Source organism: Trueperaceae bacterium, assembly GCA_036381595.1.
In the GTDB taxonomy this organism is placed as follows: domain Bacteria; phylum Deinococcota; class Deinococci; order Deinococcales; family Trueperaceae; genus DASVCN01.
Genome location: DASVCN010000023.1, coordinates 288,566 through 310,745 on the forward strand (window position 1 = coordinate 288,566; position 22,180 = coordinate 310,745).

The 22,180-nt window shown below is 66.7% G+C and carries 21 protein-coding genes; 11 read left to right on the top strand and 10 right to left on the bottom strand.

Features of this window, described 5'->3' with window-relative positions; genetic code table 11:
• Window positions 1–9 precede the first annotated feature (9 nt).
• The 6 genes from VF168_07870 to VF168_07895 all read right to left on the bottom strand — a co-directional run bounded on the left by VF168_07870 (window position 10) and on the right by VF168_07895 (window position 5,853).
• Entirely contained in the window at window positions 10–897 is an 888-nt protein-coding gene (locus VF168_07870) for an ABC transporter permease (GenBank protein HEX7004089.1), read from the bottom strand.
• Window positions 890–1,840: an ABC transporter permease gene (locus VF168_07875; protein HEX7004090.1), complete on the bottom strand. Its 951-nt coding sequence runs from the start codon at window positions 1,838–1,840 to the stop codon at window positions 890–892. Before VF168_07875 ends, VF168_07870 begins: the two co-directional genes overlap by 8 nt.
• A gap of 88 nt (window positions 1,841–1,928) precedes the next feature.
• The gene (locus tag VF168_07880; protein HEX7004091.1) at window positions 1,929–3,437 is read right to left on the bottom strand and encodes an ABC transporter substrate-binding protein; all 1,509 of its coding nucleotides are present in this window, start codon (window positions 3,435–3,437) and stop codon (window positions 1,929–1,931) included.
• A 53-nt stretch (window positions 3,438–3,490) separates the two neighbouring features.
• Window positions 3,491–3,970, bottom strand: a complete 480-nt coding sequence (locus VF168_07885; GenBank protein HEX7004092.1) for an Lrp/AsnC family transcriptional regulator — start codon at window positions 3,968–3,970, stop codon at window positions 3,491–3,493.
• A gap of 105 nt (window positions 3,971–4,075) precedes the next feature.
• Window positions 4,076–4,855: an amino acid racemase gene (locus VF168_07890; protein HEX7004093.1), complete on the bottom strand. Its 780-nt coding sequence runs from the start codon at window positions 4,853–4,855 to the stop codon at window positions 4,076–4,078.
• On the bottom strand, window positions 4,855–5,853 hold the full coding sequence (locus tag VF168_07895) for a D-cysteine desulfhydrase (GenBank protein ID HEX7004094.1): 999 nt from the start codon (window positions 5,851–5,853) through the stop codon (window positions 4,855–4,857). The genes VF168_07890 and VF168_07895 overlap by 1 nt, the downstream gene beginning before the upstream one ends.
• 148 nt (window positions 5,854–6,001) lie before the next feature.
• Here VF168_07895 and deoC point away from each other — a divergent pair, with 148 nt between their 5' ends.
• The 9 genes from deoC (at window position 6,002) to VF168_07940 (ending at window position 15,365) form a co-directional block, all read left to right on the top strand.
• A complete protein-coding gene (gene deoC / locus VF168_07900; protein ID HEX7004095.1) occupies window positions 6,002–6,976 on the top strand; it encodes a deoxyribose-phosphate aldolase in 975 nt (324 codons plus the stop codon).
• A gap of 67 nt (window positions 6,977–7,043) precedes the next feature.
• The gene (locus VF168_07905) at window positions 7,044–9,446 is read left to right on the top strand and encodes an aldehyde dehydrogenase family protein (GenBank protein ID HEX7004096.1); all 2,403 of its coding nucleotides are present in this window, start codon (window positions 7,044–7,046) and stop codon (window positions 9,444–9,446) included.
• Window positions 9,447–9,577: 131 nt separating this feature from the next.
• Window positions 9,578–9,808 carry a hypothetical protein gene (locus tag VF168_07910; protein ID HEX7004097.1) on the top strand — a complete coding sequence of 77 codons (231 nt, stop codon included), beginning with the start codon at window positions 9,578–9,580 and terminating at the stop codon, window positions 9,806–9,808.
• Window positions 9,809–9,856: 48 nt separating this feature from the next.
• Window positions 9,857–10,693, top strand: a complete 837-nt coding sequence (locus VF168_07915) for a TIGR02587 family membrane protein (GenBank protein ID HEX7004098.1) — start codon at window positions 9,857–9,859, stop codon at window positions 10,691–10,693.
• Between the two features lies 1 nt (window position 10,694).
• Window positions 10,695–11,258 carry a hypothetical protein gene (locus VF168_07920; protein ID HEX7004099.1) on the top strand — a complete coding sequence of 188 codons (564 nt, stop codon included), beginning with the start codon at window positions 10,695–10,697 and terminating at the stop codon, window positions 11,256–11,258.
• A gap of 57 nt (window positions 11,259–11,315) precedes the next feature.
• Entirely contained in the window at window positions 11,316–12,635 is a 1,320-nt protein-coding gene (locus VF168_07925) for an ABC transporter substrate-binding protein (protein ID HEX7004100.1), read from the top strand.
• A 35-nt stretch (window positions 12,636–12,670) separates the two neighbouring features.
• Entirely contained in the window at window positions 12,671–13,516 is an 846-nt protein-coding gene (locus VF168_07930; protein HEX7004101.1) for an ATP-binding cassette domain-containing protein, read from the top strand.
• Window positions 13,513–14,400, top strand: a complete 888-nt coding sequence (locus VF168_07935; GenBank protein HEX7004102.1) for an ABC transporter permease — start codon at window positions 13,513–13,515, stop codon at window positions 14,398–14,400. The genes VF168_07930 and VF168_07935 overlap by 4 nt, the downstream gene beginning before the upstream one ends.
• A gap of 269 nt (window positions 14,401–14,669) precedes the next feature.
• Complete coding sequence (locus VF168_07940; GenBank protein HEX7004103.1) at window positions 14,670–15,365, top strand: hypothetical protein; 696 nt, start codon at window positions 14,670–14,672, stop codon at window positions 15,363–15,365.
• A gap of 22 nt (window positions 15,366–15,387) precedes the next feature.
• On the opposite strand, the gene VF168_07945 is transcribed toward VF168_07940, so the two are convergent.
• Together VF168_07945 and VF168_07950 are read right to left on the bottom strand one after the other, a co-directional pair.
• Entirely contained in the window at window positions 15,388–16,011 is a 624-nt protein-coding gene (locus tag VF168_07945; protein HEX7004104.1) for an NAD(P)H-dependent oxidoreductase, read from the bottom strand.
• Between the two features lie 114 nt (window positions 16,012–16,125).
• A complete protein-coding gene (locus VF168_07950; protein ID HEX7004105.1) occupies window positions 16,126–18,210 on the bottom strand; it encodes a sodium-translocating pyrophosphatase in 2,085 nt (694 codons plus the stop codon).
• 176 nt (window positions 18,211–18,386) lie between these two features.
• On the opposite strand from VF168_07950, the gene pgm reads away from it, so the two are divergent.
• Both pgm and VF168_07960 read left to right on the top strand, forming a co-directional pair.
• A complete protein-coding gene (pgm, locus tag VF168_07955; protein ID HEX7004106.1) occupies window positions 18,387–20,027 on the top strand; it encodes a phosphoglucomutase (alpha-D-glucose-1,6-bisphosphate-dependent) in 1,641 nt (546 codons plus the stop codon).
• 89 nt (window positions 20,028–20,116) lie between these two features.
• Window positions 20,117–20,398, top strand: coding sequence for a winged helix-turn-helix domain-containing protein (locus VF168_07960; protein HEX7004107.1), 282 nt, complete (start codon window positions 20,117–20,119; stop codon window positions 20,396–20,398).
• Window positions 20,399–20,401: 3 nt separating this feature from the next.
• Here VF168_07960 and VF168_07965 read toward each other — a convergent pair whose 3' ends face one another.
• Window positions 20,402–20,731: a cyclic-di-AMP receptor gene (locus VF168_07965; protein HEX7004108.1), complete on the bottom strand. Its 330-nt coding sequence runs from the start codon at window positions 20,729–20,731 to the stop codon at window positions 20,402–20,404.
• 104 nt (window positions 20,732–20,835) lie between these two features.
• Window positions 20,836–22,083: an MFS transporter gene (locus VF168_07970; protein ID HEX7004109.1), complete on the bottom strand. Its 1,248-nt coding sequence runs from the start codon at window positions 22,081–22,083 to the stop codon at window positions 20,836–20,838.
• Window positions 22,084–22,180 lie beyond the last annotated feature (97 nt).

Genomic DNA, 22,180 nt, shown 5'->3' on the forward strand with positions numbered 1-22,180 from the left:
GCCGTCCCATCAGCGCATCCGCGGATCGAGCAGATCGCGTAGGCCGTCCCCCAGCAGGTTGAAGCCGAGCACCGAGATCATTATCGCCAGGCCCGGGAAGATCCCCATCCAGGGCGCCTGAGCCAGGTAAGAGCGCCCCTCGGCCAGCATCCGCCCCCATGACGGGTCCGGAGGTTGCGTGCCCAGTCCGAAGAAGGAGAGCGCCGCCTCGGCGAGGATGGCGAAGGCTAGACTGAGCGAGGTCTGGACGATTATCGGGCCGGTAGCGTTGGGGAAGACGTGGCGGTACATTATCCCGCCCGAACCGCGGCCCAACGCGCGAGCGGCGGTGACGAACTCTCTGCCCCTCACGCTTATGACCGCGCCCCTCGCGACCCTGGCGAAGATCGGGATGTAGACGATCGCGATGGCGATCATGGCGTTGGTCACCCCGCGACCGAGGATGGCCATGACGGTTATGGCGAGGAGGACGGCCGGGAAGGCGAAGAGGACGTCCATGAGGCGCATGATCAGCTCGTCGAGCCAGCCGCCCAGGTAGCCGGCGATCACCCCGAGGAACACGCCGACGGTACCGGAGATGCCGACCGCGATTAGGGCGACCTTCAGTGACACCGCCGCCCCGTAGAGGACCCGGGTGAAGATATCCCTGCCGAACTCGTCGGTTCCGAAGGGGTGCTCCAGGCTGGGCGGCGCGAACTGGGCGGTGAAGTCCATCTGAGTGTACTCGAAGGGGGCGATCCTGCCGCCGAAGAGGGCGGTGAACACCAGCAGCAGCACGATGAGGGCGCCGGTGACTGCCAATCGGTGGCGCAGGAAGCGTCTGGCGAAGCGCGCGGCTGCGCCCGCTTCCACCGGCTCGCGCCGGCTGGCAGCGCCGGGGGCGGTCGTCTCAGGCATATTCCACGCTCGGGTCGAGCAGCACGTAGGAGAGGTCGGTGAGCAGGTTGATGATGACGAAAGCCGCCGCCGTGGTCAGAACCGCCGCCTGCAGCAGCGGATAGTCGCGCTGGAGGGTGGCGTTGAGCGCTATCGACCCCAGGCCCGGCCAGGCGAAGATGATCTCGACCACCACCACCGCCGAGAAGAGCGTGGCCATCTGCAGTCCGACGATGGTCACGATCGAGATGGCGGCGTTGCGCAGGACGTGCTTCACGAGGATCTTCCCCTCCCGCAACCCTTTCGCCCTGGCGGTCCTCACGTAGTCGTTGCGCAGGACCTCGAGCATGGCGCTGCGGACGAACCGTGCCATTATCGAGCCGCTGATGATCCCTACCGTCGTCGCCGGCAGGATGATGTGGCTGAGGAACGGTCCGAGCCCCTGGGAGAGCGGTGCGTAACGGCTGGACGGCAACCAGTCGAGCGTCTCGGCGAAGAGCAGGATGAGGAGTATGCCCATCCAGAAGTCTGGGATGGAGACCCCTATCTGGCTGAGCAGCGAGACGCCCAGATCGCGCCGGCCGCCCGGTTTGAGGGCCGAGATGATCCCGGCTGGCAGGGCGATGAGGAGGCCTACCAGCAGGGCTGCGAAGGCGAGGATCAGGGTGGCGGGGAGGCGGTTGGCGAGCACTCCGGTTATCGGCTGGCCGGTGATCAGGCTCTCGCCGAAGTTGCCGTGCAGCACGATACCGCCCAGCCAATCCAGGTATTGGACGTGGAGCGGCCGGTCGAGACCCAACCGGTGCTCGACCGCGGCCACGTCCTGGGGCGTCGCCTGGACGCCAAGCCTCACGCGCGCCGGACTTCCGGGGATGAGCGGGACGATCGCGAAGGTGAGGATAGAAACGCCGAACAGCACCAGCAGGAGGCTGCCCAGTCGTTGCATCAGATAGCGGAGGCTCAATGTGGCTCCCGTCCCGGCTCGGTTCCACGCCTCGGCGAGAGCCGGGAGTGGCGCCCGGACGGCGGTGGGCCGTCCGGACGCCGTCGACTCAGTTGTCGAGCCAGGTCTCGGCGAACCGTACCGCCTGGTCGGTGCGCGTTTCGAAACCCTGCACATAGGGTCGGTAGGCGTGGATGTTGAGGGGGTTGTAGAGGTAGATGTAGGGTGCCTCGTCAACGACGATCCGGTTGATCTCCTCGTAGATCGGGAGTCGCTCGATGAAGCCCTGGGTGCGGCGGCCCTCGACGAGGAGTTCATCGACCCTGGGGTTGCTGTAGCCGGTGAAGTTGAAGACCTCGCCGGTCTTGTGCTGGGCGTAGAAGTAGTCGTCGGGGTCGACCAGCCCGTTCCAGGAGCAGATGTAGGTGTCGTAGTTGCCGGCACCCTCCTCCTCCAGCCACTCGGCCCACTCGAGAGTGCGGATGGTGGCGTCGATTCCGACCGAGGCGAGGTTCTGCTGGACCACCTGGGCGATGCGGATCGACTCCTCGTATTGGGTGGTAGGCATGATCTCGAGCTCGAAGCCGTCACCCACGCCGGCCTCCTCGAGAAGCTGGCGGGCCTTCTCGGGGTCGTACTCGTACGGCGCGTAGCCCAACGCCCAGGCGCTGGAGGAGGGGATCGGGTCCTGCGTGGGCTCGGCGATGCCGAAGGTCGCGGCGAGGACGATGTTGTCCCGCTGCAGCGCGTAGGAGAGCGCCTGGCGCACCTTCACGTCATCCAGCGGCTCCCGCTCGGTGTTGACGCCGATGTACCAGTAGGCGCCAGCGGTCGTCTCGTCCACCACCACCTCTTCGCTCTCGCTCAGCTGCTCCACGCTCTGCGGGGGGATGCTGATCGCCCAGTCGACGTCGCCCGACACGAGAGCTGTGCGCCGCACCGAGCCGTCGGTGATGATCTGGATCTCGACGGCGTCGAGGTAGGGGAGGCCCTCCCGCCAGTAGTGCTCGTTCCGCTCGAGCATCACGAGGTTGCCGGGGCGGTAGTCGGTGATCCGGAAGGGTCCGGTGCCGATGGGGATGTTGATGGTGCCGTCGGCCTCGACGCTCTCCTCGGCGAAGATGCCTACCGACTTGTTGACGGCCAGGTGGCCCAGCAGGGCCGCATTGGGCGCTTCCAGCGTGAGCACTACCGTGCTCTCGTCGGGCGCCGCCACGTCGGTGACTCCGGCCAGCAGGTAGGCGTTGCCCGAACCGGTCGCTGGATCGAGCATCCGGTCGTACACCCGCACCACGTCCTGAGCGGTCATCTCGGTGCCGTTGGAGAACATGATCCCGTCACGCAGGTGGAACGTATAGGTCAGCCCGTCGTCAGACACCTCCCACGACTCGGCCAGGGAGGGCACCACGTTCTGCTCGGCGTCTAGGGTGACGAGGGTGTCGAGAACGTTCTCGAGGACCTGGAAGCTGGAGTAGGCGCTGGTGATGTGGGGGTCGAGGCCTACCGGATCCTGGGCCCAGGCTGCGACGAGGGTGCCGCCTTGCTGCTGGGCGCTGGCCAGGCCGAACAGGGCCACTAGCAGGCCCACGAACAGGGGCCGTAGAAGGGTTCGGGTCAATGGGATCACTCCGTTTCGGTGGGGGCTGCGTTGCCGCGAGTTCGGGCCGGCCTTCAGGAGGCCCGTGAACTGGGGATCTCCCAATCCCACACGCTCTTCTTGATCGCGACCACTTGTATCGTCTCGCTGCTTATTATCCCCTCCAATCCCAGTTCACTCTGGATGAACCGGTGTAGCTCGGCGTTGTCGGCGTGAAGCGACTCTACGACCACGTTGTAGGAGCCGACTCCCACGGCCACGTAGCGCACGGCCCGTGAACGGGCGATGCTGTCGGTAACGGCCTCCACCGCTCGAGGACTGACCTTGAGATAGGTGGTGGCGAGGATCGGTACCCCGAGTTGCAGCGGATCGCTTATCGCCAGGATCCGCATCCAGCCCTGTTCGAGCAGTCGGTTCACCCGTTTGCGAACCATGCTCTCGGAGGAGCCGATGCGCCGGGCTATCTCACGGTAGGGCATGCGGCCATCCTCGCGGAGATAGTCGACTATCCGGCGGTCGGTCGCATCGAGTTGTTCGTACGAGGCCGGTTTCACGTTCGGGCTCTCCCGCCAGTCAGGGTTGGCCGATCCTAGCGCGTTGCGTCCGAAGAGGTCAAGGAACGGGACGCAATGCGTCCACCGTTGCAACCGCGCGCGGAGCTACCCGTGGGGGTCGAGCTCCGGTTCGCTCGGCAGACGTCTGCCGGTGGCGACCTCCGCGGTAGCGTCCACCAGAACGTCCGTCGAGTTGACGAGTGGGACCGGAACGTCAACTTCCCCGAGCAGCAGCGGGACCTCGGTGCAGCCTGCGACGATCGCTTCGGCCCCTGCTCCCACCAGCGAGTTGGCCAGCGCGCGCATTCGAATCCTCACGCCCTTACCGGCGTCGCCCGACTTGAAGAGGTAGAGGAGTTCCATGAACTCGTCGCGCGCCTCACCGCGCGGCTCGAGCGCCTCGATCCCATTCCTCTCGAAAGCGTTTGCGTAGAGCCCGGCGTCGAGGGTACCGGCTGCGGCCAGAACGCCAACGCGTTGGATGCCAAGTCGACTCGTCGCGGCGACCGTCTCCACGATGATGCTCAGGAAGGGGACCTTCACAGCGGCGCGTATCTCGGCTTCGAAGGCGTGGGCGGCGTTGCAGGGCATGACCAGCAGCTGAGCCCCCGCTGCCTCGAGGCCCCGGGCCATGTTCGCGAGCAGCGGCGCCGGTGAGGGTCCCGTGCCCGCCACCGCTTCGTTGCGGTTGGGGACCTGAGGGTTGTTGTCGATGAGTACCCTCAGCCGATCCTGATCCCGCCCCGCCGGTGTAGCCGCCAGCAACTTGGCGAAGAAGTCGAGGGTCGCCTCGGGCCCCATGCCGCCCAGGACGCCGACGGTGAGCTTGGGACCCGACGGTAGCCCCTCGGACCTGGACTGGGACCTGGCTTCGACAGTCGCCACTAGTCGAGGATCACACCCTGATAGGCGTACAGCGCGGGCGAGCCGCCGGTGTGGAGGAAGAGCACCCGCTCGCTGGCATCGAGCGTGCCGCTCCTCACCAGGCCGATGAGCCCGGCCGCTGCCTTGCCGGTATAGACCGGATCGAGCAGGATCCCTTCGAGCCGGGCGAAGAGGCGGATCGCCTCCACCATCTCCGGAGTGGGCAGCGAGTAGCCAGGCCCCACATAGTCGTCCACCACGGTAACGGCCTCGCGGGGAACGCCCTGACGGCTGCCGCACAGCTCGGCAGCCTGCTGGGCGAGGCCGTGGATCTTCTCCTCCTGCGGGCCCTTCTGGGCTCGGGTACTCACTCCCAACACGGGCAGGTCGGTCGAATGGGCGTGGAGGCCAGCCAGCAGGCCGGAGTGGGTGCCGCCAGAGCCGCTCGCCACCACCAGCCGATCGAAGGGCAGTTGCATCTCGAACGATTGCCGCACTATCTCGGCCGCGCAAGAGACGTAGCCGAGGGCGCCGAGGGCGTTCGAGCCGCCCCCGGGGACGACGTACCCCTTACGCCCTTCCGCTTCCAGTTCGGTCACGACCTCGTTCATCGCCGCGTTCACGTCGCTGTCGCCGGGCACGACGGTTATCGCCTCCACCCCCAGCAGTCGGTAGAGGAAGTTGTTGCCGCTTGCGTCCGGGTCGTACGAATTGGGCACCCTCTCCTCGATCACCAGACGGCAGGCGAGGCCCTCCTTCACGGCGGCTGCCAGCGTGAGGCGGCAGTGGTTCGACTGAACCGCGCCCACGGTCACCAGCGTGTCGGCGCCCTGGGCGATGGCGTCCGCGACCAGGAACTCCAGTTTGCGAGTCTTGTTCCCGCCCGCGGTCAGACCCAGCTGGTCATCTCGTTTGATCCAGATCTCGGGACCGCCCAGGTGCTGGCTCAGTCGCTCGAGTCGTTCGATGGGGGTGGGCCCGCTCGTGTAGCGGCGCCTGGGGAATCGGGCTAGATTCATCTCTGTCCTCTGCTTTCCGTGGAGATCTGGTAGCGAACAGGATAGCGCGTCACGACGTACCAGCCGAGCGGTCGTTCTGGTGCGGGATGTAAACTGTGCCCACCATGCGACGGCAGCGGATGGAAGTGGACGGAGAGAGGTGCACGCGGTGACGGTCAGCGAACGGCAGGAGCGGGTGGCGCGCAATCCGGGCGTTCCCCTCGAGGAGGGGTGGTTCCGGCAGGCGCAGGTGAACCTGTCGGCTGCCGAGCGCCGGAGTGCCACCATGGGCACCAGGCGCAGCGTGAAGAAGGCGTGGCAGGCTGCGTGGCTGCTGAAAGCCGTGAGCCTGATCGACCTAACCACCCTCTCCGGTGACGACACGCCCGGACGGGTCAGGCGTCTTTGCGCCAAGGCGCGCAACCCGGTCAGGGCCGACCTCCTCGAACAACTCGGTGCTGCCGACCTCGGCCTGACAGTGGCTGCCGTCTGCGTCTATCACGCGATGGTTCCTGTCGCGGTGCAGGCGCTGCGCGGTAGCGGCATCCCGGTCGCCGCCGTCTCGACCGGCTTCCCCGCCGGCCTCAGTCCGTTCGAACAGCGCCTGGCCGAGATCCGCGCCTCGGTGGCTGCCGGCGCCGAAGAGATCGATATCGTCGTGAGCCGCCGTCACGTCCTGCTGGGCGACTGGCCCGCCCTCTACGACGAGGTGCGGGCGTTCCGCGACGCCTGCGGCGAAGCCCACATGAAGGCGATCCTCGCTACCGGCGAGCTGGGGACGTTGCGTAACGTGTACAAGGCCTCGATGGTTGCGATGATGGCGGGAAGCGACTTCATCAAGACGTCGACCGGCAAGGAGCCCGTCAACGCAACTCTGCCGGTCGGGCTCACCATGGCCAGGGCGATCCGTGACTACTACGAGCGAACGGGTTACCGCATTGGCCTCAAGCCCGCCGGCGGCATCAAGAGCGCCAAGGAGGCGCTGGTGTGGCTGATCATGATCAAGGAGGAGCTCGGCAGGCCGTGGCTCGAGCCGGAACTGTTCCGCTTCGGCGCTTCGAGTCTGCTGGCCGACATCGAAAGGCAAGTCGAGCACTTCGCTACCGGTCGTTACTCGGCCGGCTTCCGCCACCCGCTCGGATGAGCTCGGCGAGCATGGTTGGCGGCTGCAGGCGGGGGCCAGGGACCGGGTCCGGGCATAGGAGAGCAGCGTGAGCAGCGTCAAGGAGATCTTCGAGACGATGGAGTACGGCCCGGCGCCGGAGGGAAGCGCGCCGGCGACGCAGTGGCTCGAGCGCCACGAGCGCAGCTTCGGGCATTTCATCGGCGGCCGTTTCGTCGAACCGGAGGCGGGCGAGAAGTTCGAGACGATCAATCCTGCCAACGGTGAGCTCCTGGCGCGGGTCGCCCAGGGCACGGAGTCCGACGTCGACAAGGCGGTTGCAGCTGCCGGGGAGGCCCGGGCAGAGTGGGGATCGCTCACCCCCCACGCGCGGTCGCGCCACATCTACTCTCTGGCCCGGCGGATCCAGAAACACAGCCGCCTCTTCGCCGTCATCGAGTCGCTCGACAACGGCAAGCCGATCCGCGAGACCAGGGACCTCGACATACCGCTTGCCGCCCGCCACTTCTATCACCACGCCGGCTGGGCGCAGCTGCTGGAGAGCGAGTTCCCCGGCTACCGGGGCGTAGGGGTGTGCGGGCAGATAATCCCCTGGAACTTCCCGCTGCTGATGCTCTCCTGGAAGGTGGCGCCGGCACTGGCCGCCGGCTGCACGGTAGTCCTCAAGCCGGCCGAGTTCACGCCGCTCACCGCGCTCCTCTTCGCGCAGGTGGCCCGCGACGCCGGCATCCCCGACGGAGTCTTCAACGTGGTCACCGGCGACGGCAGCACGGGAGAACTGATCGTCCAGCACCCGGAGATCGACAAGCTGGCGTTCACCGGCTCCACCGAGGTTGGGCGGATCATCCGGAGAAGCAGCGCCGGCAGCGGCAAGAAGCTTTCGCTGGAGCTGGGCGGCAAGAGTCCCTTCCTCGTATTCGATGACGCCGATCTGGACGCTGCGGTCGAGGGCGTGGTGGACGCCATCTGGTTCAACCAGGGCCAGGTGTGCTGCGCCGGATCCAGGCTTCTCGTCCAGGAGGGCGTCGCCGACAGGCTGCACGACAAGCTGCGGGCCCGCATGGAGGCGATGCGGATGGGCGACCCGCTCGACAAGTCGATCGACCTCGGAGCGATCATCGCCCCGGTGCAACTGCAGAAGATCGAGCGGCTCGTCGAGGAGGGGAAGGCGCAGGGCGCGCGCTGCTGGCAGCCTTCCTGGTCGGTGCCCGAGGAAGGTCTCTTCTATCCGCCGACCCTCTTCACCGAGGTCGAGCCGGCCTCTCTGCTCGCCCAGGTCGAGATCTTCGGCCCGGTTCTGGCGTCGATGACGTTCCGGACGCCGGCCGAGGCGGTGGAACTCGCGAACGACAGCCGCTACGGTCTGGCCGCCTCGCTCTGGACCGAGAACATCGACCTGGCGCTCGACATCGCTCCGAAACTTGCGGCCGGGGTGGTGTGGATCAACAGCACCAACATGTTCGACGGCGCCGCCGGCTTCGGCGGTTACCGCGAGAGCGGCTACGGCCGCGAGGGTGGTCGCGAGGGGATGTACGAGTACCTGGTGCCGGTCTGGGAGGCGGAACTGGCGGTCGTGGAGGCAGAGGAGCACGCCATCGTGGCCGGACCGGGAGATGGCGATCTGCCCGGCGGCAACGGCAGCGCTTCGGCCAGAATCGACCGGACAGCAAAGCTCTACATCGGCGGGAAGCAGGCCCGGCCCGACGGCGGCTACAGTTACCCGGTGGTGGGTAGGGCCGGCGATATCGTCGGGGAGGCCAGCCTGGGCAACCGCAAGGATATCCGGAACGCGGTCGAGGCGGCCCGCAAGGCCACTGCCTGGAGCATCGCCAGCGGTCACAACCGGGCCCAGGTGCTCTACTACCTGGCCGAGAACCTGGCGGCAAGGGCTCGAGAGTTCGAGGAGCGGCTCCAGCTCATGACCGGCTCGAGCCGCTCGCGAGACGAGGTGGAACTCTCCGTCTCGCGCCTCTTCACCTACGCGGCCTGGGCCGACAAGTACGACGGCGCGGTACACCACACCCCGTACCGGAACGTGACCCTGGCGATGAACGAGCCGTGGGGGATCATGGGCATCGTCTGCCCCGAAGAATCACCGTTGCTGGCTTTCGTCTCACTGGTGGCGCCGGCGGTGGCGCTGGGCAACCGGGTGGTGGCGGTCCCCTCCTCACGCTGGCCGCTCGCGGCGACCGACCTCTACCAGGTTCTCGAGACCTCCGACGTGCCGGCAGGAGTGATCAACATCGTCACCGGCGACCGGAACGAGCTCGCCAACGTCCTTGCCCTGCACGACGAGGTCGCCAGTATCTGGTACCTGGGAACGCAGGAGGGCAGCCGGATGGTCGAGGAGGCCTCGACAGGCAACCTCAAAGCGACCTGGGTGAGCTACGGCAAGAAGCGCGACTGGTTCGACCCCAGGCAGGCAGAGGGACGCGAGTACCTGCGGCGCGCCAGCCAGGTCAAGAACATCTGGGTGCCGTACGGAGAGTGACCCTGCTGCGCCGCGAGGCGCCGCCTCATGAAGGATGCGACGGCGCCAACTGGGCGTTGGCTCTCGACGGGATCGCTCCCGAACCGCTAAGTTGAGGTCCCTGGACTCCAACCGGGGGAAAGCGAGGGGGCATGAGCGGCTTGGTCCGTATACGTTCCGAATCACGAAATGTTCGCCACCTGGTGAACCGCTGGCAGCACCGCCACGGAGTCAGCGGCGCCGTGTACCAGGCAGATCCGAGCACTCTGCTGGTCACGGCCGATACCTCGGTCGAGGCTCTCGAAGATCTGGTGCGCTCCTTGCAGAGCAGCGACCTGGAGGTCGAGATCATCTGGCGTGAAGGCGACCTGCTGCAGGCCTGAGCCCCATCCGACACGGCATAGATCGCATTCTCTGCTTATAACGAGCTGATGACGGCGGCGATCGACGAGAGGTTGAGCAGCGCCCTGCGAGGCTACGCCCGCGGGGTGCTTGGGGCGATGCTCGTCAGTATCCCGCTGCTGGCCACGATGGAGATGTGGTGGCTGGGATTCCTGATCCCGCCCTTCCGCTTGCTGTTCTTCCTGCTCGCCAACTTCGCCCTGCTCGTGGTCCTCGAATATTTCAGCGGCTTCCAGAAGGGTCACGTCCGTCTGCTGGAGGAGGTGCAGGATGCGGTCGACGCCTACGGCATAGGCCTACTGGTGGCAACCGTCGTGCTCTTCCTGTTCGGAGTCATCGGGCCCGGCATGTCCCTTCGGGAGATCGCGGGCAAGATCATCATCGAAACCATACCGCTGTCGATCGGAGCTTCGATCGCCGTCTCGGTCCTCGGCGAGAAGGATCCGACCAACGAGCGCCGCAAGCGCAGAGCCGGTTTCTGGGGGAGCCAGGTCATCGGTGTAGCCGGAGCGGTCTACTTCGGGTTCAACGTGGCTCCCACCGAAGAGCCGGTCATCATCGGCCTGGGACTCACCTGGTGGCACGCGGTCCTGCTGCTGGTCATCGGCCTGCTGCTCACCCATGCGATCGTCTTCTCGGTCGGTTTCGCGGGCAGCTACCGGATACCAGGGGGCCGCACCTGGTGGGGCTCGCTGCTCCGCACCGGGGTCGTCTCCTACACTCTTGCGCTGGGCGTCAGCGCCCTCATGCTCTGGCTCTTCGGCCGGATCGACGACTCGACCGGACTTACCCCCGCCCTCCACATGATCGTCACCCTCGGGTTCGTCAACTCGCTCGGCTCGGCTGCCGCCAAGCTGATCATCTGACATGGGGGCCGAGGCCGGTAGGGGCAGAGGAGTTGCCGAGGGCAAGAGCGGAGGAGTTGCCAAGGGCAGAGGAGTTGCCGAGGGCAGGGGCAGAGGAGTAGCCGGGGCCGAGCGCAACGGACCAGACGGCAAGCAGGCCCAGGCGGCCGCCCGGTCGAACGACCGTCACGATCGGAAGCGGAACGACGAGCGTCCGCGCGAGACTCGACTGCAGATCGTCGTCACCTGGATCAGCAGCATCCTGCTCCTGAGCATCGTCGGCTACCTCGTCTGGGAGGGAACCCGGCCGTTCACCCCTGCCGCCTTCACCGCCCGGGTCGCGGAGATCCGGCAGCACGCCGACGACTACTTCGTGCGGCTCGAGGTCAGCAACGTCGGTGGTCAGAGCGTCCAGGGGCTTACCGTGGTGCTCGAGCTGCTCGACGGAGAGACGATCGTCGAGACGGCCGAGGGTGTCCTCGACTGGCTCCCGGAGGATTCCACCCGAGATCTGGTGCTCATACTGCAGCACGACCCCAGGAGCTTGAGCCCGGACGTCAGCTACGACTCGTACCGGATCCCCTGATCCTCCGCGTGGTCGTTGCTCGACCGGACGGCCGGGTAGCAGGCGTTATCTTTAGGCATGGAGAGTAGATACTGTCGATCGAACCGGGAGCGTCCGGTATCCCTTGGAGCGCTGGTCACGGCGCTGCTGCTGAGCCTCTCGCTGTGGGCGAGCGCATCGGCGCAAGGGGTGTTCGAGCGCCCAGTGCGCATCGGGGTGATCCTTCCGCCTGCCGCGATGGAGGAGGTCCCTGTCGGGGAGGTGCCTGCCACGGTGGGTCAGTCGGCCCGGCTGGGCGCGCAGTTCGCGCGTGACGAGCTCGTGCACAACGCCGCGCTGTTGGGCATCGATGTAGACATCCTGGTGGAAGGCGCAGAGGATTCCGAGGTGGTGCAGGTCGCCGAGCGGCTGGTCGACGAGGAGGGCGCCTTCGGACTGGTAGGGGGCTTCGGCCGCGAGGCAGCCGTCCAACTGAGCGCCTTCGCCGCCGAGCGCGGTATCCCGTTCATGAACATAGGCTGGCCGGGTGACGAGCTACGCAACGAGCAGTGCAGTCGCTACACCTTCCACGTGGCGCCCAGCGACGCCATGTACCTCGACGCTCTGACGGGCTGGTTCGTTCGGGCCGGCTTCCGTCGCTGGGCTTTCGTCTACGAGGATTCCGACCGCGGACGTGACCTGTACGAACGGACGAGGTGGGCGCTCGAGGAGCGCCACTTCGGCGGCCGTGAGGTGGCGCGGACCCGCGTATCTGCCCAGGATCCCGATTGGGAAGCGGCGCTCAAGAGGCTCAGGAGCGGCGAGCCGGAGGTCGTCCTGGCGCTCCTCGACCCTCGGCAACAGCTGGAGTTCCTGGCCCGCAGCAGCGAGGCGGGGGACACGTGGCAGGTCACCGGCTTCCCCCATCCCGAGACTCAGACCCGCAGCTACTACGAGGCGTGGGTGCAGAGCGCGCCGAACGATGAGAACCTCTACCGAGGCAGCGGCTGGGAGGCGACGATCGATGCATACGGCGCACGTGAACTTAACGCCCGGTTCCGCCAGGAGATGGGGACGCCCATGGACGTCGGCTCCTGGGCGGCCTACCAGGGGGTGCGCATCCTCTACGACTCGGCGATCGCCGCCAGGAGACTGGACGGGCAGGCCCTTCTCGAGTACATGTCCAGCCCGGCTGCGGTCTACGACGTCTGGAAGGGTATCGGCGTGAGCTTCAGGCCGTGGGATCACCAGCTCCGGCAGTCGCTGTTCCTGGTCCACTTGGCTCGGGGAGAGGGGGAACTGCCGCAGGTGACCCTGGTGGGCGAGCTACCCGCCCTCTACCTCCCGCGGACCGACCCACTGGAGCGACTCGACCAGCTGGGCGACCTCGAAGCTCAGTCGGAGTGCGACTTCGGTTAGGCTGGCCAGCGTGTCCTCAGGCGATAGGGTCCGGAGTGGATGAGGCGCGGTTGGGGTCGAGCGTGAGCGATCCTGCCGCTCCCGCGATTGTTGCCTCGGAACTCACGCGCAGCTTCGGTTCGGTCGAAGCGGTCAAGGGCGTGAGCTTCGAGGTCGCGCAGGGCGAGTTCTTCGCCCTGCTGGGGCCCAACGGTGCCGGCAAGACCACCACGGTGCAGATGCTCACCACCCTGCTTCGCCCGACGACGGGACGAGCGAGGGTATTCGGGGCCGACACGGTGGCCGACGCCGCCACGGTCCGAGCGGCCCTCGGCATGGTCTTCCAGGAGCCCGCTCTCGACGAGCGGCTCTCTGCCCGCGAGAACCTGCAGATCCACGCCGCGCTCTACCGGATACCACGTGCCGTGGCGCGCTCCCGGATCGAGGAGGCGCTCGAGTGGGCATCCCTGGTGGAAGTCGGCAAGCGCACCTTGCGGAGCTTCTCGGGAGGTATGAAGCGGCGGCTCGAGCTGGCTCGCGCGCTCATGCACCGGCCGCGACTGCTCTTCCTCGACGAGCCGACGCTTGGGCTCGACCCGCAGGGCCGGCGCCATCTGTGGGAACGGATCGAGTGGCTGCGCGGTCGCGGACTCACGGTGTTCATGACCACCCACTACCTGCAGGAGGCCGAGTCGTGCGACCGGGTGGGGATCATCGACGACGGTCGGATGGCCGCCCTAGGCACGCCCACGGAACTCAAGGAGAGCGTGGGGATGAGTCTCGACGCGAGCCTCGAGGACGTCTTCATCGAGCTCACCGGCAGGCAGCTCCGCGACGAGGAGGCCGGCGCCAGGTCACGGATGCTCGACTTCGCGAAACGGGGCGGGGAGCATACCCGGTGAGCGTGGCGGCTGGCAGGAGCGGGAAGATCGGGCCGGATCTGCGGGTCGTCGGAGCGATATGGCGTCGAGAACTGCTGCGTTACGCCCGCGACCGCTCGCAGCTGTTCGGGGCGGTGTCGCGTACCGTCCTCTGGTTGATAATCCTGGGATTCGGCCTGGGGGCGGCCCTGCGGGACATCGAGGGGTACACCTACGCTCAGTACATCCTCCCGGGCGTCGTGACCCTCAACATCCTCTTCGCCTCGCTCCAGTCGGCCATCGCCCTCGTCTGGGACCGGGAGGTGGGACTGCTTCGCGAGGTGCTCGTATCACCAGCGGGGATGCCCGCGGTGACGCTGGGCAAGGTCCTGGGTGGCGCGACGATAAGTCTGGTGCAGGGAAGCATCCCGCTTCTCGCGATACCCTTCCTCGGTCTCGACTTCGGCCCGCTCAGGCTGCTCCTTGCCTGGGTGGTGATGTTCTGCATGGGGACACTGGTGACCTCGTTCGGCGTCATCATCGCCAGCCGGATGAGGACATTCGAAGGGTTCGGCAGCATCTCGAACGGCATAATCCAGCCGCTCTACTTCCTCTCCGGCTCGATCTTCCCTCTGAAGGGGATAGTCGGCGGCGTCGGATTCCTCGACATACCGGCTCCGCTTCGAGCAGAGCTTCGGGAACTGGGCATCTTCGCGATCGGGAGCGGCTGGGTAGTCCAACTCCCGACCTGGCTCGAGGTGCTGGTGTTCGCCAATCCCCTCAGCTACCAGTTGGACCTGTTGCGCTACTTCATCCTGGGGTTCCAGCAGTTGCCGCTGTGGCTCGACTACCTGGCCGTCGCGGTGCTGCCCCTGCTGGCACTGGCCGTCGCGACTCTGATGATGAACCGGCTACGGCAACGCTGAGACCGGTTCTCGCGCTGTTCGTGCCGGCGCCCAAGAAAGTCTTCGGGCAACCCCCACCCCCTTGGCGTGCTCTTTCGGTTCTCCCGGCACCTGGCTCTGGGTAGATACTCAGTCGAGCCTATAGTGGGAGAGAGGGTTGCCCGAGTAGGAAGATTGGTTGTCCTGATCTATGAGGACCTCCTTCCTGACCGGATCGTAGTCCCAACCGGAGTCGATCGAATGCCTCCACCTCCTAGCGCCCGGTTCGGTAGAGCGCTATACTCTTCAGGTTGCACACCGACATCCTGGACCTCTACCCGCCGCCGTTCGATATCGAGGCGGATATGCTCTTCGTCGCGGCGTGGGCAGCGGCGGGCCCGCTCGTCGAACGGTTCCCGGAGCAGCCCTTCCTCTCCATCGCCGGCAGAGTGCCGCTGGCGCTCTGGTTCAGCCGCGTCCGCTCGCTGAGCTACGGCGAACCAGATGAGGGGTCGGTGCTCGACGAACGGTCGGGTTTCGGCTACCGGGAGCTCAACATCGTAGCGCTGCTCAGGCGTCGGGCGATCTTCGTGCCCGGCATCTACGCGACCTCCGGCCTTAGCCAGCGGCTAGGCCACCGCTACGGCATGCCGAAGCGCGAGGTGGAGATGTGGTTCCGCGTTCTCGAAGGACGGATTGAATCGGCCGCGAGCTTCGGCCGCGGCCCGACCGAGGTGAGCGCTAGCCTCCTTGCCTCCGGTCGGATCCTGGCCAAGCCGTTCGATCAAGCCGCTCCCTGGTGGACCTGGCCGGCGCGTTTCCCGAGCGGCGAGAGCGTCCGCGCTCGTATCCTACGGTTCCCGCGAGCGCAGCTGGCGCGGATCCACGGCGTCCTGAGGCTGGACGAACCGTGGTTGGCCGAGCCGGCGAGGTTGTGGCCACTCGGCATCTTCGTGCCGGGATTCGTCATGCGCCTGCCGCCACCTTCGAGCTGGGCGGAGGGTTAGCCGGGTCGACCGAGGATCCGGATTACTCCCGACGCGATGTCGGTACCGCTGGATGCCTTCCTCCCAGGTCCTCACGCAGCAGGGACGAGATCTCGCTCATCACCCTTCGCAGATGCTCCCGCGTCGGCGCGTGTACGATCTCTCCGTCGCCGGCCAGCTTCTCCCGGGCGAAGGTGACCAGCACCCCGGCGTGGTCGAGCAGGCGTGCCCTGGTGGAGAGCAGGACGAGCTTGAGCTGCTGCTGAGCGCGAACCGTGCCGAAGGCGCCAGGCGCCGCGCCGAAGATCGCCACCGGCTTGTCGCGCAGGGGCGAGCGGCCGGCAGGCCGTGATACCCAGTCGATGGCGTTCTTCAGGACGCCGGGAACGCCGTGGTTGTACTCGGGCGTCGCCAGCACGAGTCCGTCGCTCGACGACACCGCATCCTTGAGCGCCTGCACCTCGGCGGGTCGCTCCTCGTCGTTGTCGATGTCCCCGTTGTAGAGCGGTATCCCCGAGAGGTCGAAGATCTCGACCTCGAGCTCGGGGGGCGCCAGCAGAGCGGCAGCTTCGAGCAGGGCGCGGTTGAGCGAATGGCGCCTGAGGCTGCCTGCGACACCCAATAGTCTGATCGTGGTGGCGTTCCTCGTTAGGTTCGAGTCATCCATGGTCATGAGGCTGCCCAACGCGGCACAAGCGCAACCCAGCCTAACCTGCCCAACGGATACCGGGCGGAGCGCGTCGGCACTCCACCCGGTATCCGAGGCGTCGTGAGGGCGGGCCTACATCAGGATGCCACCCACCGAGGCGATGACCGTCGCGAAGATCAGCGAGACGGTGTTGATCACCTTGATGAGCGGGTTGATGGAGGGACCCGCCGTGTCCTTGTACGGGTCACCGACGGTGTCGCCCACGACCGAAGCCGCATGCGCTTCGGAACCCTTGCCGCCGTAGTTGCCGTCCTCGATGTACTTCTTGGCGTTGTCCCAGGCGCCGCCACCGTTCGACATCATCAGAGCCATCATCAGGCCCGAGGCGATCACGCCGATCAGCAGGCCGCCGAGTGCCAGCGGGCCGAAGAGGAAGCCTACGACGAGGGGTGCGACGACCGCCAGGATCCCCGGCAGGATGAGCTCGCGTAGCGCCGCTGCCGTGACGATGTCGACGGCCTTGCCGTAATCGGGTTTGGCGGTTCGCTCCATGATCCCCGGGATGGCCCTGAACTGACGACGGACCTCCTCGATGACGCTGCCGGCGGCCTTGCCCACCGATTCCATCAGGAAGGCGCTGAAGAGGAAGGGCAGCATGGCGCCGGTGAGGAGACCGACCAGCACGATCGGGTCGTTGAGGCGGAAGGCGCCTTCACCCAGCTCGAGCCTCTCGGCGTAGTCGGCGAAGAGGACGAGTGCGGCCAGCGCCGCCGAGCCGATCGCGTATCCCTTGGTCACGGCCTTGGTGGTGTTGCCAACCGCATCGAGGGCGTCGGTGTTCTGCCGCACCTCCTCGGGCAGGTCGGCCATCTCGGCGATGCCGCCGGCGTTGTCGGTGATGGGTCCGTAGGTATCCATCGCCACGATCATGCCGGTGACCGAGAGCATCGCGACGGCGGCGATGGCGATCCCGTAGAGGCCGGCCAGGACGAAGGCGACGAAGGTGGCGAGCACCAGGGTGATTACGGGGAGCGCGGTCGACTGCATGCCAACCGCCAGTCCGCTGATGATGTTGGTCGCCGCGCCCGTCTCGGAGGCCCGGGCAACCCGCTGCACGGGGCCGAAGCGAGTTCCCGTGTAGTACTCGGTGATGAACATGATCAGCACCACTACGACGATGCCAACCACGCTGGCGCCGAAGATGCTCCAGGCGTTGCCGGCCTCGGGCAGCTGCGAGAAGTCGAAGGTGCGGAACATCAGCAGGGTGGCGAAGAGGAAGCCCACGACCGAGAGGATCGCGCTGGCGAACACGCCCTTGTAGAGTGCCGGCATTATGGCGCCGTCGTTGCCCAGTCGCACGAAGAACACGCCGACGATGGAGGCGATGATGGCGATGGCCCCGAGGACCAGCGGGTAGACGACCAGGGCCGAGACCGTCCCGGTACCGGGCAGCAGGAAGCCCAGGAAGACCGCGCCGATGGCGGTGACCGCGTAGGTCTCGAACAGGTCGGCTCCCATCCCGGCGCAGTCGCCCACGTTGTCGCCGACGTTGTCGGCGATGACGGCAGGGTTACGGGGATCATCCTCGGGGATCCCCGCCTCGACCTTGCCTACGAGGTCGGCGCCTACGTCGGCGGCCTTGGTGTAGATGCCGCCGCCCACCCTGGCGAACAGCGAGATGAGGCTGGCGCCGAAGGCGAAGCCGACCAGCGGTTCGACCGGGTTGGGGAGGTCGAGCACTACGAAGAAGAGCCAGAAGAACCCTGCCACGCCCAGCAGCGCCAGCCCCGCGACGGCCAGCCCGGCCACGGCTCCGCCGTTGAAGGCGATGCGGAGCGCGCCATCCAGGCCACTCCGAGCGGCCTGCGCGACGCGAACGTTGGCGCGAACGGCGATGTTCATGCCGATGTAGCCGCTAATGGCCGAGAAGAGCGCGCCTACGGCGAAACCAGCGGTCGTCCACCACCAGAGAGTGGCCGTTTCCCCCTCGTTGACGAGCGCGATGATCGCGAAGATCACCACGATGAGGACGGCGACGTAGGTGATGGTGCGGTACTGCCGGTTCATGTAGGCCGAGGCCCCGGCTTTCACCGCGTCGGAGATCTCGACCATGGCCGGGTTCCCGGTGGCCGCGCCGACGATGCGCTGTGCGATGACGCCCGCTGCGACCAGTGCTGCGATCGCGGCCAGCGGTATCAGGATGATGAGTCCTTCCATTAGCCCTCCAAAGGCGGATGTTGCCAGGTGAAGCCCGGCACACAATTCCCGGAATTCTAACACGTCTCTCATGGGATTCCGGCCTTCGTCGCCGCCCCTCCGACGGCTGCGTCGCGGTCGCCCGGGAGCCGGTGATAAGGTGTCCGGTGCCCCCGAACCTGGGAGGAGAGAATCAGATGAGTACCGATCCTCTGGCGGGTAAGCCCGCCCCGCTCGAACTGCTCGTCAACGTTCCACGGCTGGTAGCCGCTTACTACACCGAGCGGCCCGACCCGGACGATCCTGCCCAGCGCGTCTCCTTCGGTACCTCCGGTCACCGGGGCAGTTCACTCGAGGGTTCGTTCAATGAACAGCACATCCTCGCGGTAAGCCAGGCGGTGGCGGAGTACCGCCGCGGTCAGGGCGTGACGGGACCGCTCTTCATCGGCATGGATACTCACGCCCTCTCCGAGCCGGCCATGCGCACGGCGGTAGAGGTACTGGTCGCCAACGACGTCGAGGTGGTTCTGGCCCAAGACCTCGGTTACACCCCGACACCTGTCGTCTCGCACGCCATCCTCGCGAACAACGGGAACTCGGCAGCGAAGGCGGACGGCATCGTCATCACCCCCTCGCACAATCCGCCGGCCGATGGAGGTTTCAAATACAACCCGCCGCACGGTGGTCCCGCGGGCACCGGTGAAACGAAGGCGATCGAGGAGCGGGCCAACGAACTGCTGGCGGCGGGCTGCCGTGAGGTGCGGCGAGTCCCGTTCGAGCGGGCTCTGGCACAGGCTCACCGGCGCGATTTCGTGGGCCCTTACGTGGACGACCTCGGGTACGTCGTGGATATGGAACGGATCGCGGCGGCGGGCCTGCGGATCGGAGCCGATCCGATGGGCGGCGCAGGGCTGCCCTACTGGGAGCCGATCGCGGACCGGTACGGGCTCGAGCTCGAGGTGGTGAACCGTCGCATCGACCCTACCTTCTCGTTCATGACGGTTGACGGGGACGGCAAGATCAGGATGGACTGCTCCTCGCCATACGCCATGGCCGGGCTCATCGGCCTGAAAGACCGCTTCGACATCGCCTTCGGCAACGACCCCGACTTCGACCGTCACGGCATCGTCACCCCCTCCGGATTGATGAACCCAAACCACTACCTGGCCGTGGCCGTGAACTACCTGTTCTCCCACCGCTCGGATTGGCCCTCGGACGCCGCGGTAGGCAAGACGCTCGTCTCGAGTTCGATGCTCGACCGCGTGGCGGCGTCGCTGGGGCGCAGGCTGAGCGAGGTGCCGGTGGGCTTCAAGTGGTTCGTAGAGGGGCTGCTGGAGGGGAGCTTCGGTTTCGGGGGCGAGGAGAGCGCGGGCGCCTCGTTCCTGCGTCGCGACGGAAGCGTCTGGACCACCGACAAGGACGGGATCATCATGGATCTGCTTGCCGCCGAGATCACTGCGGCAACCGGCCGCGATCCGAGCGAACACTACCGCGACCTCGAGGAGGAGTTCGGCTCGCCCGTCTACCGCCGTTCCGAAGCTCCTGCCGACGACGCGCAGAAGAAGGTATTGGCGAACCTCGACGTCGACTCGGTGACCGCCCGAGAGCTCGCCGGCGAACCGATCACCGCGAAGATCACGCGCGCGCCCGGCAATGGCGCCGCAATCGGCGGTCTCAAGGTGATGACGGAGAACGGCTGGTTCGCCGCCCGCCCGTCGGGCACCGAACCGATCTACAAGATCTACGCGGAGAGCTTCCGCGGGGAGGAACATCTGGATGCCCTGCTGGAGGAGGCGCGGGCGATTGTGAAAGATGCGTTCTCCGCAGCGAGGGTCTGAGTGCCAGAATGTGCCTCTGACTACTATGGAGGCCGAACTGTGGCACGCTCCCTACCATCACTCTCCGCCGCGTGCATTATCTTGGGAGAATGCACGTTGACGCACACCGCGGGGTAGGGATGGGGCAGAACATGCGCTTCAGCGACATCGTGATCGACGACCCTGGCATCAGCATGGCTGCCAAGGGCGTGTTCTCGACCCTCGGACTGATGGGCAACAGCTGCTCGGTCGCCGAACTCGCTTCCCGCACGAAGGACAAGCAGCAGGCCGTCCAGGCGGCTCTGCGGGAGCTCGAGAACGCGGGCTACGTGAGGGTAGTGGACGGGATGGTCCACGTCCACAGCGCCGGCAGCTTCGGCGTCGTCAAGTGACGTTCAGAGCCTGACGAACGACTCGACACCCAGCACGAAGACGATGGCGCCACCTACCGGCACTTCGACGGGGGGTCCGGCGAAGGTCGCTTCCGGCGCGTGGAAAGGGCTGCCGCCGGGGATCACCCGCGTCCTCTCGCGACAAGTGTCGTGGATTATCCCCTTCACCTGCTCCACGTCGGTGTCTTCGACACCCACCAGCAGGGTGGTATTGCCCTCTCTGAGGAAACCTCCGGTCGAGGCCAGCTTGGTCGACTGGAAGCCTCCCTCGTTGAGGGCCTGCTGCAGACGACCCACGTCGGCGTCCTGCACGATGGTCAGCAGCAATTTCATCTTGGCGACATGCTAGCACGGCGCCGTTCCGTTCGCGTGGAGCGTGGACGCGTGCGTACCAAGGAGCGGCCTCGGTACGCCTTGTATGCGGCCACCGGTTCGTCTCAGTCGGCAGCTGCGACCTGGGTACTCGGCACTGAACGCCCCTGCCAGAGCAGGAGGAGCAGGAGCAGCGAGATCGAAGCTCCGGCCCAGCTCATGAAACCGAAGCCGGCGGACGCGTAGACGAGCCCGCTCACGAGCGACGCGATCGCGGCAGGGATGCCGGTGAGCAGGTCGTTGATCCCCTGCATGCGCGCCCTCTCGCTCAACGTGAGGTGATCGGAGAGCATCACCGAACCGCCCACGAAGCAGAGGTTCCAGCCGAATCCGAGGATGAACAGCGACGCCATCATGGGTAGCAGCGCGACCGACGGGATCGAACCGAGGCAGCCGAGCAGCAGTCCGACCGCACCCAGCGCGAGGGTGGGCCGGCGGCCCCACTCGTCGGCTAGCCGGCCTGAGAGGGGGGAGAGAGCGAACATGCCCAGCGTGTGCGCCCCGATGACGAGCGAGATCGAACCGAGTCGATGAGCGTGGTCGTGCATGTGCAGCGAAGTCATGCCCATGACCATCACCATCACGACGTACGAGCCGATGGTCATGAGTATCGCGGTGCGAACGCCCGAGTCTGCGAACAGCCGCGCGAGGGAGCGAGCCGGGGCGACCGGGGAGCCGTCATCCTCGTTGGCGTCGACCTGCTGGGCCAACAGCTTGGGCTCCGGGCGCAGGAAGAAGATCAGCAGGAGCGCGGCTACCGCGAAGAGGAGCGCTCCCGCCAGGTAGGGTCCGGCCAGTTCCCCCAACCCTACGGATGTCATCACGTTCGCCGAAGGGGTTACCAGCAGCGGCCCCAGTACCGAGCCCACGGTTCCGCCCAGGACTACCGTCGCTACGGCCCGGCCTCTGCGTGCTTTCGGGTTGACCTCCGCTGCGGTGAAGCGGCTGAGGCGGAAGGCTGCCTGACCGGAGCCCATCACGACGAGGCCAACGATCAACAGTGGGAAAGAGGCGGTAGCTGCTGCGGCAACGCAGCCGGCGGCGCCGCAGGCACCGACCAGCACCGCTGACGCCAGACCCCAGCGGCGGCCCACCCTGTCGGTCGTCAGCGACCAGGGCAGAGCGCTGAGCGCCGCCCCGAGTTGGAAGACTCCGGCCGGCAGCCCGGCGAGCGCGGCGCGACCGCTCAGCTGCGCGCCCACGATGGCGGCAACCGTCAGCGTGACTATCACGCCGGCAGATCCGAGGCTCTGCACGGCGAACAGAGCGCCCGTGATCGCGCTCGCTCGCCGTTCCAGTTCGGCTCGTTCCATGTCGTAGAGCGTATAGCAATGGGACCGGTTCCGTTCGGTGCTGCCGCGAAGTAGTCAGCGGCGCGAGGAACGGGTACGAGTGCACGTGATCCAGGGC

What these genes read in the sequence shown, in the direction of transcription:
- VF168_07965 (HEX7004108.1), bottom strand. Translation starts at nt 20,731, where the DNA reads ATGAAATTGCTGCTGACCATCGTGCAGGACGCCGACGTGGGTCGTCTG.
- VF168_07960 (HEX7004107.1), top strand. Translation starts at nt 20,117, where the DNA reads ATGCACGTTGACGCACACCGCGGGGTAGGGATGGGGCAGAACATGCGC.
- VF168_07950 (HEX7004105.1), bottom strand. Translation starts at nt 18,210, where the DNA reads ATGGAAGGACTCATCATCCTGATACCGCTGGCCGCGATCGCAGCACTG.
- VF168_07970 (HEX7004109.1), bottom strand. Translation starts at nt 22,083, where the DNA reads ATGGAACGAGCCGAACTGGAACGGCGAGCGAGCGCGATCACGGGCGCT.
- VF168_07925 (HEX7004100.1), top strand. Translation starts at nt 11,316, where the DNA reads ATGGAGAGTAGATACTGTCGATCGAACCGGGAGCGTCCGGTATCCCTT.
- VF168_07920 (HEX7004099.1), top strand. Translation starts at nt 10,695, where the DNA reads ATGGGGGCCGAGGCCGGTAGGGGCAGAGGAGTTGCCGAGGGCAAGAGC.
- VF168_07915 (HEX7004098.1), top strand. Translation starts at nt 9,857, where the DNA reads ATGACGGCGGCGATCGACGAGAGGTTGAGCAGCGCCCTGCGAGGCTAC.
- VF168_07945 (HEX7004104.1), bottom strand. Translation starts at nt 16,011, where the DNA reads ATGGATGACTCGAACCTAACGAGGAACGCCACCACGATCAGACTATTG.
- VF168_07910 (HEX7004097.1), top strand. Translation starts at nt 9,578, where the DNA reads ATGAGCGGCTTGGTCCGTATACGTTCCGAATCACGAAATGTTCGCCAC.
- VF168_07895 (HEX7004094.1), bottom strand. Translation starts at nt 5,853, where the DNA reads ATGAATCTAGCCCGATTCCCCAGGCGCCGCTACACGAGCGGGCCCACC.
- pgm (HEX7004106.1), top strand. Translation starts at nt 18,387, where the DNA reads ATGAGTACCGATCCTCTGGCGGGTAAGCCCGCCCCGCTCGAACTGCTC.
- VF168_07870 (HEX7004089.1), bottom strand. Translation starts at nt 897, where the DNA reads ATGCCTGAGACGACCGCCCCCGGCGCTGCCAGCCGGCGCGAGCCGGTG.